Raw genomic sequence first — 14,398 nt, 5'->3', positions numbered from 1 at the left:
CTACCGGATGTTGATGGTGCGCGCCACGCTCGGCACGCCGCTGCTGTCGAGTGCGAACAGCATGTAGTTGCCCGGCAGCACCGTCCCGCGATCGGTCGGAATGCCCAACTGGTAGCTGCCTGCCGTGCCCGTGAATGACAGCGGGATGCGGCGCTGATCGGTGTTGACCGAGTGAGTGGCCGATGCCATGCGCACCAGCGCAAAGCGGGCCGCCGCGCGGTCGGTCGCCACGGCGATCTGACTCCCCCATGTGGCGCTGGCCGGCGCGGCCGTGATGGCCGGGCGGGACGCCGGCGAACCGTCGCTCGCCAGCAGGTACGGTGGCGTGTAGATCTCCGCATCCGGGTGGTCGCCCGCACAGTCGCACAGCCCGCCGCCGCCCGCCAGCACGCGTCCGTCCGGCAGCAGCAGGGCCACGCTGTGATAGTTGCGCGGTTTCTGCATCGGCGGCACCGTGATGAAGCTCTCCAGCTCCGGGCTCCACAGCTCGGCCGCCAGCACACTGTAGGAGTCGGAAAACGGAACGGGCTGCGTCTGTCCGCCTATCACGAACACCTCGCCGTTAGGGAGCACCACGCTGTTGACAAAGGTTCGGCCATAGGCCATCGGCGAAAGCTTGCGCACTGTGGGCGCCGTCGGCGCGCCCGCGCTGATGTCGATGATGTAGGCGGTCTTGAAGGCGTTGCCACTGTCGTGGTTGGGCGCGCCGCCGAGCTTGAGGATCTTGCCGATGTCGTACATCACGGCGCTGGCGGTCATGGCATAGGGGTCGTCGCTGCGTAGCCCGGCCTGCAGGATGGCGCCGCTGCCGCGCGTGTCGATCCAATGCATTGCGGCAGCAGGCCCGGCGTGGAATACCCAGCCGTTGGCGGCGCCGAACAGCCACATGTGGTTGTCGCCCCGGTAGACCCCGGCCGCGTCCGGGCCGGCCAGCGGCGGGTTCGAGACATTGCTCGCATCGGGCATGTTGGCCGGTACGCCGGACAGCGTGCGCCAGGTCTTGGTGGCGGCCGACCACACCTCGCCGTACTTGCCGCCCTGCCCGCCGTTCCACGACCCGCCGACTGTGAACACGGAGCCGTCGGACATCGTCGTGCTGGCCTGGTAGGCACGTGCAATGCCGAGTTGCGCACCCGTCACCCAGCCGCCCAGCGCCGGGTCGTAGATCGAGGTCTTCGTCGCATCGCTGCCGCCGCTGACCAGCACGCTGCCATCGGCCAGCATGCTCAGGCCAGGGCAGAACATCTGGTGGCCGGTGGCCGTGACCACCAGCGGGCTGGCGCTTCGCGTGACGGGGTCGAACACCGAGGTGTAGGTGTACGCCTCGCTGCTGCTCGTGCTGAAGCTGGTGGGCGAGCGGGCTGCCCACAGCAGCAGCTTGCCGTCGGGGAGGTTGGCGGCCGATGCGGGCACGAGTGGCAGCGCGATCAGATCGGACCAGGGCTTCACCGCGGCGGTCGATTGCGCCGCGGTGTATCCAGCTGCCGTGAACAGGTACTCGTTGGCCGGCAGCCACTTCCCCTTGAATCGGGAGCGCAGCCGGACCACGAGCCCCGCGCCGTCTATGGGAAGGTTTGTCACCGTCAGCGTTGTCGCACTTGTCGATGTGTCCACCACGGGTGTCGCCGAAGAGGCCGACAGGATCGTCAAGCCGTACTGGTTGGCACCCGTGTTGTTCCAGACGAAGGTCGCGCTGCGGCTGGCGAACTTGGTGCCGGGGGACGGACTGGTGAGGGAGGCCGGCTGTCCGTCTGGTGGCGCCGGCTTGCTTGCCGATGCGGACGTGCCCGCCACCATCGGATTTGCGCCCTGCCCGCGGGCGCCGCCTCCTGCGTCACCGCCGGACCAAACCAGGAACATCAGGGATGCATAAGCAAGCCCGCGCGCGGCGCGCGGCGATGTAACGCTGGTCATCGCTGCTCCTTTATTTTTGTCTGATTGCAGCTTATTCCTTGTACGTGCAATAAACAATACAAAAGTATTCAGTTATACCCTCAAAGGCCCAGCTGCTTGATCGCTCCGCGCGCCGCGGCCGCGCCGCTGGCCATGGAGGCCGTCAGCAGATAGCCACCGGTCGGCGCCTCCCAATCGAGCATTTCTCCTGCCACTAACACGCCCGGCAACGCGCTGGCCATGAGCCGCTCGTCGAGCGCGTCGAAGCGCACGCCACCCGCGGTGCTGATGGCTTCGTCAATGGGCCGCGCCGCGACCATCCGCAACGGCACAGCCTTGATCGTTGTCGCCAGTTGCTCGGCGTCTTGCATGGCTTCCCGGCTCAATGCCTCGTGCAGCACGCCGGCCTTGATGCCCTCCAGGCCCAGCCGGCTCTTGAGGTGGCTGCTGAGCGACCGTGCGCCGCGCGGATGCTTGACGGCGGCCAGCACCTGCTCCGCGCTGCGGTCGGGCAACAGATCGAGCAGCAGCGTCGCGCTGCCGTGCGCAGCGATTTCGTCGCGCAGCAATGCCGAAGCCGCATAGATGAGGCTGCCCTCGATGCCTGTTGCGGTCGCAACGAACTCGCCCTTGCGCGCGAAGCGGCGCCCTTGGCTGTCGATGAACGAAATAGAGACCGACTTGAACGGCTGGCCCGCGAAACGGCTGGAGAAATGTTCGCTCCACCCCGCCCCGTCGAAGCCGCAGTTGGCGGGCATCAGCGGCGCGACGTCGATACCGCTCTCTTGCAGCCATGGCGCCCATGTGCCATCGGAGCCCAGCCGTGCCCAGCTCGCACCGCCGAGCGCGAGCACCACCGCATCGGCCTTGACCGTAGTCTCGCCGGCCGGCGTGGCGAACCGCAACGATGCGGCGTCGAATGGCGCATCGCCAAGCCAGCGATGGCGCATGTGAAACTGCACGCCCGCCGCGCGCAACCGGTGCAGCCAGGCACGCAACAGCGGTGCGGCCTTCATGTCGGTCGGAAACACGCGGCCCGACGTGCCCACGAAGGTCTCGATGCCGAGGCCGGCGGCCCATTCGCGCACCTGCTGCGGCCCGAACTGCGCCAGCATCGGCTCGAGCTGCGCGCGGCGCTCGCCGAACCGGCTCATGAACACATCGAAGGGCTCAGAATGCGTGAGGTTGAGCCCACCACGGCCGGCCAGCAAGAACTTGCGGCCCACCGAGGGCATGGCGTCGTAAACGCGCACCCGCGCGCCGGACGCGCTCAGGACTTCAGCCGCCATCAGGCCGGCGGGTCCGCCGCCGATCACGGCGACGGTATGGTAAAGAGTCATTCGAGATTTACCAGTTCGCCCTGCCCGGTCAGGAACGCGACGCGTACCGAAGCACCGGGATAGGCATGTTGCACGGCCGCGCGGTAGCGCTGCATCTGTGCGATCAACTCCGCGTCCCGTTCAGGGCGCGCGGCAGATTTGTAGTCGAGGATCCACCAGGCACCGCTGGCGCGCTCGCGCACCAGCCGGTCGATTCGCAGAGTTTCGCCTTCGTGGACCAGGGTCACTTCGTTGCCGTGCCAGTCGATCATGCGCTCATCCCACGCCCATGCGCCAGCACCCGCGCGGATGCGCTCGGCCAGCACCGCGGCGCCGCGCGCCTGTGGCGCGTCGAGCATGAACTCGCGGGCGGCCGCACGCACGTGCGCGGGTGGCAGCGCCTCGCCCGGCACGGCCCATTCGAGCAGCCGGTGCATCGCCTGGCCGAAAGCGGCAGCCCGGGCATCGACGGTGCCGCCATTAGCCTTCTTGATGGCGGGCAGTTCGACGGCGGGCGCGACGGGCATCTTTTTCATCGAGAAACTGCCAACTACGGATTCCACCGGCATCACGACCAGCGGTTCGTCCGCTTCCGCGGGTTCGCACATCGACTCGAGCCGCGACCACCAGCTGCTCTCGTTGGCACGGGCAGGCTGCACCGACGACAGCACCAGCCGCTCGCGCGCCCGCGTGGTCGCGACGTAGAGCCCGTTGAGCTCTTCGCGATGGCGCGCCCGTTGCTCTTCTTCGAGCAGCGTGGCCGCACAGCCCGGCGGCGTTTTCTCGCTCGCCAGAAACACGAAGCGCGTCGGTGCGGTGTCGCTGCCCTTCCATTCGACCAGTACGCCCATGGTCTGCGCGCGCGGCGGCGGAGCATCGCAATCGAGCATCAGCACGGTGTCGGCCTCGAGGCCCTTGGCGCCATGCACGGTCAGGAGCTGCACCGCATCGGGTACGGCGACCGAGGGCGCCCGTACGCCCCCGGCGCGCAACGCACGCACCAGCGCGTAGGGCGTGGCAAAGCGCGCACCCTCGATGTCGAGCGATGCCGCGACCAGCCCGCGCAGATTGGCCAGCGCGCTCTGCCGCATGGGGGCAGGCACGGCGGCGCCGAACCTGGCCAGCACATCGCCGTCATGAAAAATCGCGTCCAGTGCGTCGTGCGGCGGCAATCCCGCGAGCCAGCGCTGCCACTGCTTGAGTCTGGTGCCAGCTTCGACCAACTCCGCTGGCAAGCCCTCGCCTTTCTGGATCAACCCGAACCAGCTCAAGGAAGGCTGCTCGCGCTGGCGCAGCGCCAGTTGCACCAGCGCATCGTCGCCAATACCGAACAGCGGCGACTTGAGCGCGCGCGCCAGCGAAAGATCGTGCGCGGGCGACACCAGCGCATCGATCAGCGCCACCACGTCCTGAACCTCGGGCGCGTCGTGCAGTTCGTTCTTTTCGGGCTGCTGCACCGGAATATGGCGCTGGCGCAACGCGTCCTGCATGGCAGCCAGCCGGTTGCGCCGGCGCGCCAGCACCATGATCTGCCGCGGCGGCGTGCCGTCGGCGATGCGCTGCGCGACCCAGCGCGCGGCCTGCTCGCATTCCTTTTGCAGCAACTGTTCTTCGGGCAACACGCGCGGGGTCACGAGGCTGTCGCGCCAATGCAGCATGCCGTCGTCCGCCGGGGCAGCCTCCGCAGTGGTATTCAGAGCATCGCGGTCGATGGGCGGCAGCTTGAGCAGTTCGCCATCGTCGTTGCGCTCGGTGGTGTGGGCGCGATAGCCGTCGAACTCGCCGGCCTCTTGCGCAGCCAGCATGGCCTGGTTGACCAGCTCGACTACGGAACGCGCATTGCGATGGGTGTGGTCGCAGTTGAGCAGCTCGCCACCCAACCCTTCGCGCACGAACTTCTTCGCGGCAATGAACACCTGCGGCTCGGCGCGGCGGAAGCGATAGATGCTCTGCTTCGGGTCGCCCACGATGAAGACGCGCGGCGCGCTGCCGCCCGCGCCGGTGTAGGCGCTGAGCCAGCCGTAGAGCGCCTGCCACTGCAGCGGGTTGGTGTCCTGGAATTCGTCGATCAGCAGGTGCGCGATGCGCGCGTCGAGCCGCTCCTGCACCCATCCCGACAACGCCGACTGGCCGAGCAGCAGCTGTGCAGCCTGTTCGACGTCGTTCATGTCGACCCAGCCATGCGCGCGCTTGACCTCGGCAAAGACGGAGATGAGGATGCGGGTGAGCCGCGTCATGCGCTGCTGGTAGAGCCAGGCCGCGTGCTGCGCCTGCGCGGCGCACAGGGTCTGGAGCTCGGCTTCGGCCTCTTGGGCGGCGGGGTATTTCTGCAGGTTTTTGGTCAGCCTGTCTTCGACTGCGACGAAGAAGTTCTTGCGCAGGTGCGCCAGTGCGGCCGAGCGCGACTCGTGCGGCGGCTCACCGGTGCCGAACACGTCGATGATCGCCTCGGCGGCCTTCTGCGGCGTCTTGTTGGCTTCGCGGCCGAGCGCAGCGGCACGGTCGAGCCAGCGGCGCCTGGCTGCATCTCCACTCAAGGCATCGGTCGGCTCGTCCATGCCTTCGAGCGCTGGGTGCATCGCGCTGAAATGCTGCACGGCTGACGCCGGATCGGACAGTACGAACTCGACGCGGCGCGTGAGCGCTTCGCCCAGCGCCTTGGCGGTCTGCGACCGGCCATAGGTGGCGACAACGGCGTAGTAGTCGGCCAGAGCCTCCTTGTCGGAGGTCACGGCTTCGAAGAAGGGCCGCCAGGTGCGTGCGCGCGCCTCGGCATCGTCCTCGAGCAGTTCGTAGTTCGCGGGCAGGCCGAGTTCGCGCAGCACTGCCAGCGGCGCGTTGCGCAGCAGGCCCGCAAACCAGGCGTGGAAGGTGCGGAACTGCACCGGCCGTCCGCCTTCGAGCAAGCGCCTGTAGAGGCCTTGCAGGCGCGGCACGGCGGCAAGCGCGGCCGCAGGCGCCACGCCGCGAATCACGAGTTCGCGCACCAGCTCCTCTGGGCTGCGCTCGGCAAATTGTTCGAGCCATTGGTCGAGCCGCTCACGCATCTCGCCGGCGGCCTTCTTAGTGAAAGTGATCGCCAGGATCTCGTGCGGCTCGCAGGCGGATTCACCCTCTTCGAGCAACGCGCGCAGGATGCGCGACACCAGCATCCAGGTCTTGCCCGCGCCGGCGCAGGCCTCGACGGCGACCGATCGCCGCGGATCGCAGGCAACGGTGTAGAAGGCCTCGCGCGAGACGTGCCGGCCGTTGTGTTCGTAGGCGGCGCCGTTCATTTCGCCAATGCTCCAGCCACCATCGAAACCGGGGGTCTCTCGACCTCCCAGAAGTCTTTGCGGCAGAGGCCGCGCGCCGCGCAGTAGTCGCAAATTGCGCCTTCCCCGAGCGGAGGCAGCGCCGCGCCTCGTGCAATCCGGGCGAAGTCATCGAGGATGCCGGCCACCAGCGCATCGCGCGCCTCCACCACCACGGGCTGTTCGACGGTCTGCGTGCCGGACGACTTCTCGCCGACGTTGACGTAGGCGGCGCGCAGCGTGTCGTCGGCCACCAGCGCGGCATAGAAGGCCAGCTGCGTGTCCTCGGTCGGGTCCTTCACTCGCTCCTTGGTCACCGCGGCGGATTCGGTCTTGTAGTCGATCACGAAGGGTTGGCCGTCGGGCATGCGGTCGATGCGGTCCAGCCGGCCGACCAGTTGCAGGTTACCCAGCGGCTGTTCCTTCCACGGCTCCGACTCGACGAAGACGGCGCCGCTTGCCTCGTGCCCCGCAAGCCATAGCAGGTAGCCGTCGCGCACGGCCGGCCACGCCGCGGCGAACGGCAGAAACTCGGCATCGGACAGCGCGAACTCGCGGGTGGCATCCTCTGCCGCCGCGCTCATGAGGGCCATGCGCTCGGCGGCGTCATGGGTCGGCTTCTCTTTGAGCGCTTCATGAAAATAGCCCAGCACAGCGTGCAGCCAATTGCCGAAGTCGCGCTTGTCGACCTCGGCATCGAGTTCGTCCGCGCTGCGCAGGCCCAGTTGCCGCAAGGCAAAGAAGCGGTAAGGGCAGCGGCGCAGGTCCTCATAGACAGTGGTCGAGATGTTTCGTAGTGGCAGCAGCGCGCCGGAAGGCGTTGGATACATCGTCGGCTGCAGAGCCACCTCACGCGGCGTGCGCGGATCTGTCGCAAGCTGCAGGGCATGGTCGAGCTGCAGCGCCTGCACCAGCGGGCTCGGTCGGACCGGCTCACCGCTGGCATCGGACTGGCGCCACAGAATTTCGCAGCACGGGTTGCACAGGGCCGCGGCCCAGGCGGCGCGTTGCGCGGCCTCTAGGGTTTCGCGCGCGGGCAGGCCCAGTTCGGCGCGCTGGGCGGCACTCCAGTTGCCCGGCGGCTCGGGAGAGGCCGGCAGGCGTCGGTCGTCGCAGCCGGGAATGACCACGGCGCCGAACGCGCGGCCCAACAACTGGTGCAGCGGCAACACCACCACCTGGGGCGTGTCGCTGCCGGCGGGCGGCACGAAGCTGGCGTCTTCCAGCACATCGCGCACCCAGGCCGTGAACTCGGCCAGCGTGTGGCGTCCGCCGGGAAAGTCGTCGTCGCCGCCGTGCGCGTCGGCATCGAGCCACAGCGCGCCGATCACCTTGGCGCCGGCCATGTCGGCTGCGAGCGGCTCCCATTGGGCACCGGCCTCCAGCAGTTCGCGTAGCGCGCGGAGCCAGTCGGCCAGCGGCCTCGATTTGGCCATGGCCATACGGCGGCCTTCGATGGCTTCGGTGAACGGGAGCAGCGCGATGTCCTGCGGCTTCTCGCTGCGCGCCACCTGCCCGCACCAGGCGGACCACTCGCGTACGCCTTCGCGGCGCAGCCGAGCCTCCAGCGCCTGGACGGCCATGGCATCGCCGTCGGCGCCGCTCTTGAGCCAATCGAGCACCTGGTCGCTGCCCGCGTCGTGCGCGCAGGCGCGCAGCCCGCTCATCAAGGTGGCGGCAGCGCGCGTGGTGGAAAGCTTCCAGCCGGTTTCGTCGTGCGCCGCGACGCCCTCGGCCTGGAGTTGCGCACCGATGCGCCGGGTGAGCGCGCGGTCAGTGGTGATCAGCGCGACCGGCGCACGACCTTCGGCCAGGTGCCGCAGCACGCAGGCGGCCGCGAGCTCCGCCTCGTCTTCGGGGTCGGCGGCCACATGCGCGCTGGCAGCCGCGGCTGGCAGCGCCTTGGGCACCAGCGAAAGATGAATCGCGAAGTCGCCCCACAAGGTGCAAAGCGTCTGCGTGAGCGGATCAGTCTGGAAGCCTTCGAGCACGATGAGCGCATCGACCTGCGCGCGCACGTTTTCGCGCAGCAGCACATCGGTGGCGTAGCCCGAGTTGGCGGCCCAGGCCACCGCGACGCGGATCAACGCGCTTTCGATGCGAAACCATTCCGACTCGCTGCCCGCCTCGGCCACGTGGGCCGCCCGCTGTGCCCATTCGCTGCCCCGCTCTTCGGGCAGCGCTGCTGCCGCCAACGGGGCCAGCTGGTAGGCCAGCTCGACCACGCGCCCGGCCAGCGCAAAGCGCTCGGCGGCAAAGCCGGCCTGCGACAGCAGCGCCTGGGCCGTGACCAGGTCGTGCGCCATGTCGAATGCGATGTCGTAGCCCGAGGGCAGGAACCCACCCGCGCTGCGCGCCCAATTGCGCGTGGTTTCGAAACGCGGCACGAAGCCCGGGGTCCCGCAGCGCGCCCACATGCTGCGCGCCACGCCCATCAATTGCGCATACGGCACCAGCACCACGGTGCGCGCCGCGTGCAGCTCGCGCTGTGCAATGGCGCCGGCAATGCGTGCCACCACGCCGTCGGCGGGGTCGCACCACAGGGCCTGGACGGGGTGGCCTTCGTTCATGTTCTATCGAGGGGTTTGGGGGCGTGGAGGCGCGACGCGCAAAGGGCTTTTGCTATCGGTGTCATAGCGTTCCCGCATGGCACCCCGCCCCTTGGTTTCTGTCACAATGACCAGCACTTTAGCTGCACCGAAACTCTCCGCGCACAAGGACACATCTCATGGCCAGCGACCTGATCAAACACATCTCCGATTCTTCCTTCGAAGCCGACGTGCTCAAGTCCAGCCAGCCCGTGCTGGTCGACTACTGGGCCGAATGGTGCGGTCCCTGCAAGATGATTGCGCCCATCCTCGATGAAGTATCGACCGCCTACGAAGGCAAGCTGCAGATCGCCAAGCTCAACGTGGACGAGAACCGCGATATCCCGGCCAAGTTCGGCATCCGCGGCATCCCCACGCTCATGCTCTTCAAGGACGGCCAGCTGGCCGCCACCAAGGTTGGCGCCATGAGCAAGGCGCAACTCACCGCCTTCATCGACCAGCAGCTCGCCTGAGGCATTTCAACCGGCCAGCGCGCAATGCGTTGGCCGGACGGTTTTTTGCTGTCATAATCTCCCACAGATCACCGGCCCCTTCGAGGTAACCGGTTCGAGTTCCCCGGTTTGTGAAGCAGCTCTCGCTTCACACTAAACCTCCCCCCGTTTTTCCGATCGATTGCCCCGCAAGGGGTCATTCCATGCACTTAAACGAACTCAAGGCACTCCACGTGTCTGAAGTCCTCAAGCAGGCTGAAGCGCTTGAGATCGAAAACGTCGGCCGCATGCGCAAGCAGGAGCTGATGTTCGCGATCATCAAGAAGCGCGCCAAAGCCGGCGAGCAGGTCTTTGCCGACGGCGTGCTCGAAATCCTGCCCGACGGCTTCGGCTTTCTGCGCAGCCCCGACACCAGCTTCACGGCCAGCACCGACGACATCTACATCTCGCCGAGCCAGGTGCGCCGCTTCAACCTGCACACCGGCGACATGATCGAAGGCGAAGTGCGCACGCCCAAAGACGGCGAGCGCTACTTCGCGCTGACCAAGCTCGACAAGGTCAACGACGGTCCGCCCGAGCAGAACAAGCACAAGGTGATGTTCGAGAACTTGACGCCGCTGTTCCCCAAGGAACAGATGAAGCTGGAACGCGACGGCGTCAAGAGCGACGAGAACATCACGGGCCGGATCATCGACATCATCGCCCCCATCGGCAAGGGCCAGCGCGCCCTGCTGGTGGCGCCGCCCAAGAGCGGCAAGACGGTGATGATGCAGCACATCGCCCACGCCATCAGCGCCAACTACCCAGAAGTGCACATGATGGTGCTGCTGGTGGACGAGCGGCCTGAAGAAGTGACCGAAATGCAGCGCACCGTGAAGGGCGAGGTCATTGCCTCGACCTTCGACGAACCCGCGGCGCGCCACGTGCACGTGGCCGAAATGGTGATCGAGCGCGCCAAGCGCCTGGTCGAGCTCAAGAAGGACGTGGTGATCTTGCTGGACTCGATCACCCGCCTCGCCCGCGCCTACAACAACGTCGTGCCCTCGTCGGGCAAGGTGCTGACCGGCGGTGTCGACTCCAACGCGCTGCAGCGCCCCAAGCGCTTCCTGGGCGCGGCGCGTAACGTAGAAGAAGGCGGCTCGCTCACCATCATCGGCACCGCGCTGATCGACACCGGCAGCCGCATGGACGAAGTGATCTTCGAAGAGTTCAAGGGCACCGGCAACTCCGAAATCCACCTGGACCGCCGCCTGTACGAAAAGCGCGTGTTCCCGTCGATCCAGCTCAACCGCAGCGGCACCCGTCGCGAAGAGCTGTTGCTCGCCCCCGAGATCCTGCAGAAGACTCGCATCCTGCGCCAGCTCATGTACAACATGGACGAGATCGAATCGATGGAGCTGATGCTCAAGAACATGAAGGCGACGAAGACGAATGTCGAGTTCTTCGACATGATGCGTCGCGGCGGCTGAGCGCCACGCTCGCCGCAAAGCGCGTTGACCCTCGCGGGTCAACGCGCTTTTTTCATGGGCGTTCGATGATGCGAATCGCCCGCCCTTCGGCCGCGCTCTGCTGGCCGATGTCGAGCAGTTCCATCAGCGCAACGGCCTGCTCGGGCGGCACCGGGTTCTGACCAATGCCAAGGATTGCGTCGCGCACCGCGGCGTAGTAGCCAACGTAGTTACCCGCCCGCGTGGGCCAAATGCGGCGCTGCGACTCGCTGCCATCACTGCCGGGCGTCACGAGTTCGCCGTCTTGCGGATCGGCGCCCCACCCCGCCATAGGCGGCCGCTGTCCGGCGCGGAGTGCATCTTCCTGCGGATCGACCCCATGCTTGACATAACTGCCGCGCGTGCCGTGCAGGATGTAGCGCGGCGCGGCATGGGCCGCCAGCGTGGTCGCATGCAGCACCACGCGCAGCGGTGCATGAGGACCGCTTTCGTAGCGCAGTACGGCATGAAAATAGTCCTCGACCTGCGCGCCCTCGCGCAGGACCGCGGTGTCGAGCTGCAGCGTGTCCGGCTTGCCGAACAGCTGAACCGCCTGGTCGACCAGATGGGCACCCAGGTCGACCCAAAGACCGGACCCGGGCACTTTCTGCTCGCGCCAGCGGTCGCGCACCTCGGGGCGGAAGCGGTCGAAATGCGACTCCAGGTACACCGGCCGGCCCAGCTCGCCGCCGGCCAGCACGTCCTGGAGGGTGAGGTAGTCGGCGTCGAAACGGCGATTCTGGTAAACCGAGAGCACGCGATTGTTGCGTCCGGCCAACAACTCGAGTTCGCGAGCTTCGGTCGCATCGAGCGTGAAAGGCTTGTCCACCACCACGTGCTTGCCAGCTTCCAGGGCTGCCCTGGCGACCGGAAAATGCTGGGCATTGGGAGTAGCGACCACTACCAAGTCGATGTCCGCCCGCGCCACGAGCGCGTCGACATCAGGCACCACCGCCACGCCCGGCCATTCGGCGTGGACCTTGTGCGGCTGCGAGCTTGCCACCGCCGCCAATTCGAGCCCTGGAACGGCCGAAAGCACCGGCGCGTGGAAAGTCTGGCCGGCAAAGCCGTAGCCGACGAGGCCGGCGCGCAACGTTCTGGAGGTCATCTGAGAGGCCGCCTTTCGCTCAAAACGGCCAGTATGCGATAATCGCTGGCTCCGCGAAAAGTGCGGCTGGGCGTTTTGCCCGGCGATTCCCTCCCCGGAATGGCTTGCCCCTCTGTAGGCACGCTTGTGGCTCTCGCATCGACCCCAAAGGAAAGACCATGGCAAAAGAAGGCATCCACCCGAATTACCGCGAAATTCTGTTCGTCGACATGTCGAACGGCTTCAAGTTCGTGACCCGTTCGTGCGCGAACACCAAGGAAATGGGCAAGACCGACGACGGCCGCGAACTGCCGCTGTTCAAGCTCGACACCACGAGCGAATCGCACCCGTTCTACACCGGCACGCAAAAGTCGGTCGACAACATGGGCGGTCGCGTCGAGAAGTTCCGCAACCGCTTCGGCAAGACCACCGGCGCTGCTTCCAAGTAAAGCACGCGCTTTCGCATCGAGGGCAGCCCGGTTTACCGCGCTGCCCTTTTTCTTTCCCAAGACTGCCCGCCCCAACTTCCTCGTGAACCAGCCCACTCCAGCAATCGTTGCCCAGAGCGCCGTGCGCCGGTTGCCGCGCATCGCATTGCTGTTGTTGTGCGCCGCCTACCTTCTGCCAGGCCTCGTGGGACGCGGCCCCTGGAAGAGCGCGGACATCACCTCCTTTGGCTACATGGCCGAGCTGGCGCGGAACACCGAAGGCATCGCTCGCTGGTTCGACCCGCTGCTCCTGGGCCTTCGGCCCGAAACCCCGGCGCTCATTCCGTACTGGATCGGTGCCTGGGCGATCAAGATCGCGCCCTCGTGGCTGCACCCCGACCTGGCGGTGCGGATCGTCTTTGCACTGCTGCTCTGGGGCACGTTCACCGCCACGTGGTACGCCGTCTATTACCTCGCCCGCACCTCGCGGGCCCAGCCGGTGGCTTTCGCCTTCGGTGGCGAGGCCCGGCCAACGGACTATGCGCGCGCCATCGCCGACGGCGGGCTGCTGGCACTGATCGCCTGCCTCGGGCTCGCGCAACTCGGCCATGAAACCACGCCGGCCCTCGCGCAACTGTATTTCGCCTCGCATCTCTTCTATGGCGTGGCCGCGCTGCCGTACCGCCGGGTCGGGCCGGTCATCGCGCTGATGGTCGGCACCGTCGGCATGACACTGAGCGGCGGTCCCACGGTCGGGCTGGCGCTGGCGGTGGGCAGCGCGCTTTTCATGGCCTACGAGCGGCGCACCGCCCGGGCCAACGCCGACACCAGCACCACGGCCGACGAGAGCCCGGGCTACAGCAAAGGCGCGCTGGCCACGATGGTTGCCGCGGCGCTGGTGGCCGCGGCGCTGGCTGCCGGACTGGGGCTGCTGCAGTGGAAGATCCAGCTGCCGGGCCATCATCCGAGCAGCACTTCCGTGCTGAGCGACGTGCGCAGCCAGGCCAAGCTGCTGGTGTGGTTCACCTGGCCCGTCTGGCCCCTCGCCATCTGGACGCTCTGGCGCTGGCGCCGGCAGCTCACGGCGCGCCACGTGGCGCTGCCGTTCTGGTTCGCGCTGGTGCCGCTGGCCGCCACCTGGACGACCGACTATTCCGACCGCTCGCTGCTGCTGGCACTGCCCGCTCTCGCCACGCTGGCGGCCTTCGCGCTGCCCACGTTCCGGCGCAGCGTGGCGGCACTGATCGACTGGTTCAACGTGCTGTTCTTCAGCGGATTGGCCGTGCTGGGCTGGATCTACTGGGTCGCCATGCAGACCGGCGTTCCGCCCAAGCCGGCGGCCAGCGTGGCGCGGCTGGTGCCCGGCTTCGTGCCGGAGTTCTCGGCCATTGCGTTCGTCCTGGCGCTGGCCGCGAGCATCGCGTGGTGCTGGCTGGTGCGCTGGCGCACCGGGCGCCACCGCGCGGCACTCTGGAAAACGCTGGTGCTTCCGGCCGGCGGAACTGCCCTGTGCTGGATGCTGCTGATGACGCTCTGGCTGCCTTCCATCGACTACGCACGCAGCTACGTTCCGCAGGTGCGCGCGGTGGCCGAGCGGGTCGGCCAGCCGAGCTGCATCGCCGAACTGGCGCTCAGCCGGGCGCACATCGCGGCCCTGCAGCATTACGGCCATTTCAACCTGCAGCCGCTGCTGCTTGGCACCAACTGCCCCTGGCTGCTGGTCAGCCCGGAAACCATCGAGCGGCTGCACACCATCATTCCGCTGGATCGGTGGCGTTTCAGCGGCACGCTCCGCCGGCCGAGCAGCGCAACCGACGACCTGCTGCTCTACCAGAAGATCGCGCCGTAGCA

At 67.3% G+C, this 14,398-nt stretch carries 9 protein-coding genes; 4 read left to right on the top strand and 5 right to left on the bottom strand.

All coding sequences use genetic code 11. The annotated features are described in order from the left end of the window. From BLR24_RS17220 to BLR24_RS17205, 4 genes are all read right to left on the bottom strand, one after another. The gene (locus tag BLR24_RS17220; RefSeq protein WP_093019046.1) at window positions 1–1,914 is read right to left on the bottom strand and encodes a galactose oxidase-like domain-containing protein; all 1,914 of its coding nucleotides are present in this window, start codon (window positions 1,912–1,914) and stop codon (window positions 1–3) included. 80 nt (window positions 1,915–1,994) lie between these two features. Continuing rightward, window positions 1,995–3,233, bottom strand: a complete 1,239-nt coding sequence (locus BLR24_RS17215) for a TIGR03862 family flavoprotein (protein WP_093019044.1) — start codon at window positions 3,231–3,233, stop codon at window positions 1,995–1,997. Further along, entirely contained in the window at window positions 3,230–6,487 is a 3,258-nt protein-coding gene (locus tag BLR24_RS17210; protein ID WP_093019042.1) for a UvrD-helicase domain-containing protein, read from the bottom strand. Before BLR24_RS17210 ends, BLR24_RS17215 begins: the two co-directional genes overlap by 4 nt. Then, window positions 6,484–9,075 carry a PD-(D/E)XK nuclease family protein gene (locus BLR24_RS17205; protein ID WP_093019040.1) on the bottom strand — a complete coding sequence of 864 codons (2,592 nt, stop codon included), beginning with the start codon at window positions 9,073–9,075 and terminating at the stop codon, window positions 6,484–6,486. The genes BLR24_RS17210 and BLR24_RS17205 overlap by 4 nt, the downstream gene beginning before the upstream one ends. Before the next feature lie 158 nt (window positions 9,076–9,233). Between BLR24_RS17205 and trxA the strand changes: the two genes are divergently transcribed. Beyond that, on the top strand, window positions 9,234–9,566 hold the full coding sequence (gene trxA, locus BLR24_RS17200; RefSeq protein ID WP_012747433.1) for a thioredoxin TrxA: 333 nt from the start codon (window positions 9,234–9,236) through the stop codon (window positions 9,564–9,566). A gap of 182 nt (window positions 9,567–9,748) precedes the next feature. After that, on the top strand, window positions 9,749–11,014 hold the full coding sequence (gene rho / locus BLR24_RS17195) for a transcription termination factor Rho (protein ID WP_021007063.1): 1,266 nt from the start codon (window positions 9,749–9,751) through the stop codon (window positions 11,012–11,014). A 52-nt stretch (window positions 11,015–11,066) separates the two neighbouring features. On the opposite strand, the gene BLR24_RS17190 is transcribed toward rho, so the two are convergent. After that, the gene (locus tag BLR24_RS17190) at window positions 11,067–12,140 is read right to left on the bottom strand and encodes an oxidoreductase (protein WP_093019038.1); all 1,074 of its coding nucleotides are present in this window, start codon (window positions 12,138–12,140) and stop codon (window positions 11,067–11,069) included. Between the two features lie 158 nt (window positions 12,141–12,298). Between BLR24_RS17190 and BLR24_RS17185 the strand changes: the two genes are divergently transcribed. Together BLR24_RS17185 and BLR24_RS17180 are read left to right on the top strand one after the other, a co-directional pair. Beyond that, window positions 12,299–12,568 carry a type B 50S ribosomal protein L31 gene (locus tag BLR24_RS17185; protein ID WP_007836661.1) on the top strand — a complete coding sequence of 90 codons (270 nt, stop codon included), beginning with the start codon at window positions 12,299–12,301 and terminating at the stop codon, window positions 12,566–12,568. A gap of 82 nt (window positions 12,569–12,650) precedes the next feature. Beyond that, window positions 12,651–14,396 (top strand): hypothetical protein, encoded by a 1,746-nt coding sequence (locus tag BLR24_RS17180; protein ID WP_093019036.1) that lies wholly within the window; start codon window positions 12,651–12,653, stop codon window positions 14,394–14,396. Window positions 14,397–14,398 lie beyond the last annotated feature (2 nt).

It is taken from the genome of Variovorax sp. OV700 (genome assembly GCF_900099805.1).
Taxonomy (GTDB): domain Bacteria; phylum Pseudomonadota; class Gammaproteobacteria; order Burkholderiales; family Burkholderiaceae_C; genus Variovorax.
This window is presented reverse-complemented; position numbering and strand designations above follow the sequence as displayed.

Coding starts and splice junctions, on each gene's coding strand:
- BLR24_RS17220 (WP_093019046.1), bottom strand. CDS start 1,914: ATGACCAGCGTTACATCGCCGCGCGCCGCGCGCGGGCTTGCTTATGCA.
- BLR24_RS17215 (WP_093019044.1), bottom strand. CDS start 3,233: ATGACTCTTTACCATACCGTCGCCGTGATCGGCGGCGGACCCGCCGGC.
- BLR24_RS17210 (WP_093019042.1), bottom strand. CDS start 6,487: ATGAACGGCGCCGCCTACGAACACAACGGCCGGCACGTCTCGCGCGAG.
- BLR24_RS17205 (WP_093019040.1), bottom strand. CDS start 9,075: ATGAACGAAGGCCACCCCGTCCAGGCCCTGTGGTGCGACCCCGCCGAC.
- trxA (WP_012747433.1), top strand. CDS start 9,234: ATGGCCAGCGACCTGATCAAACACATCTCCGATTCTTCCTTCGAAGCC.
- rho (WP_021007063.1), top strand. CDS start 9,749: ATGCACTTAAACGAACTCAAGGCACTCCACGTGTCTGAAGTCCTCAAG.
- BLR24_RS17190 (WP_093019038.1), bottom strand. CDS start 12,140: ATGACCTCCAGAACGTTGCGCGCCGGCCTCGTCGGCTACGGCTTTGCC.
- BLR24_RS17185 (WP_007836661.1), top strand. CDS start 12,299: ATGGCAAAAGAAGGCATCCACCCGAATTACCGCGAAATTCTGTTCGTC.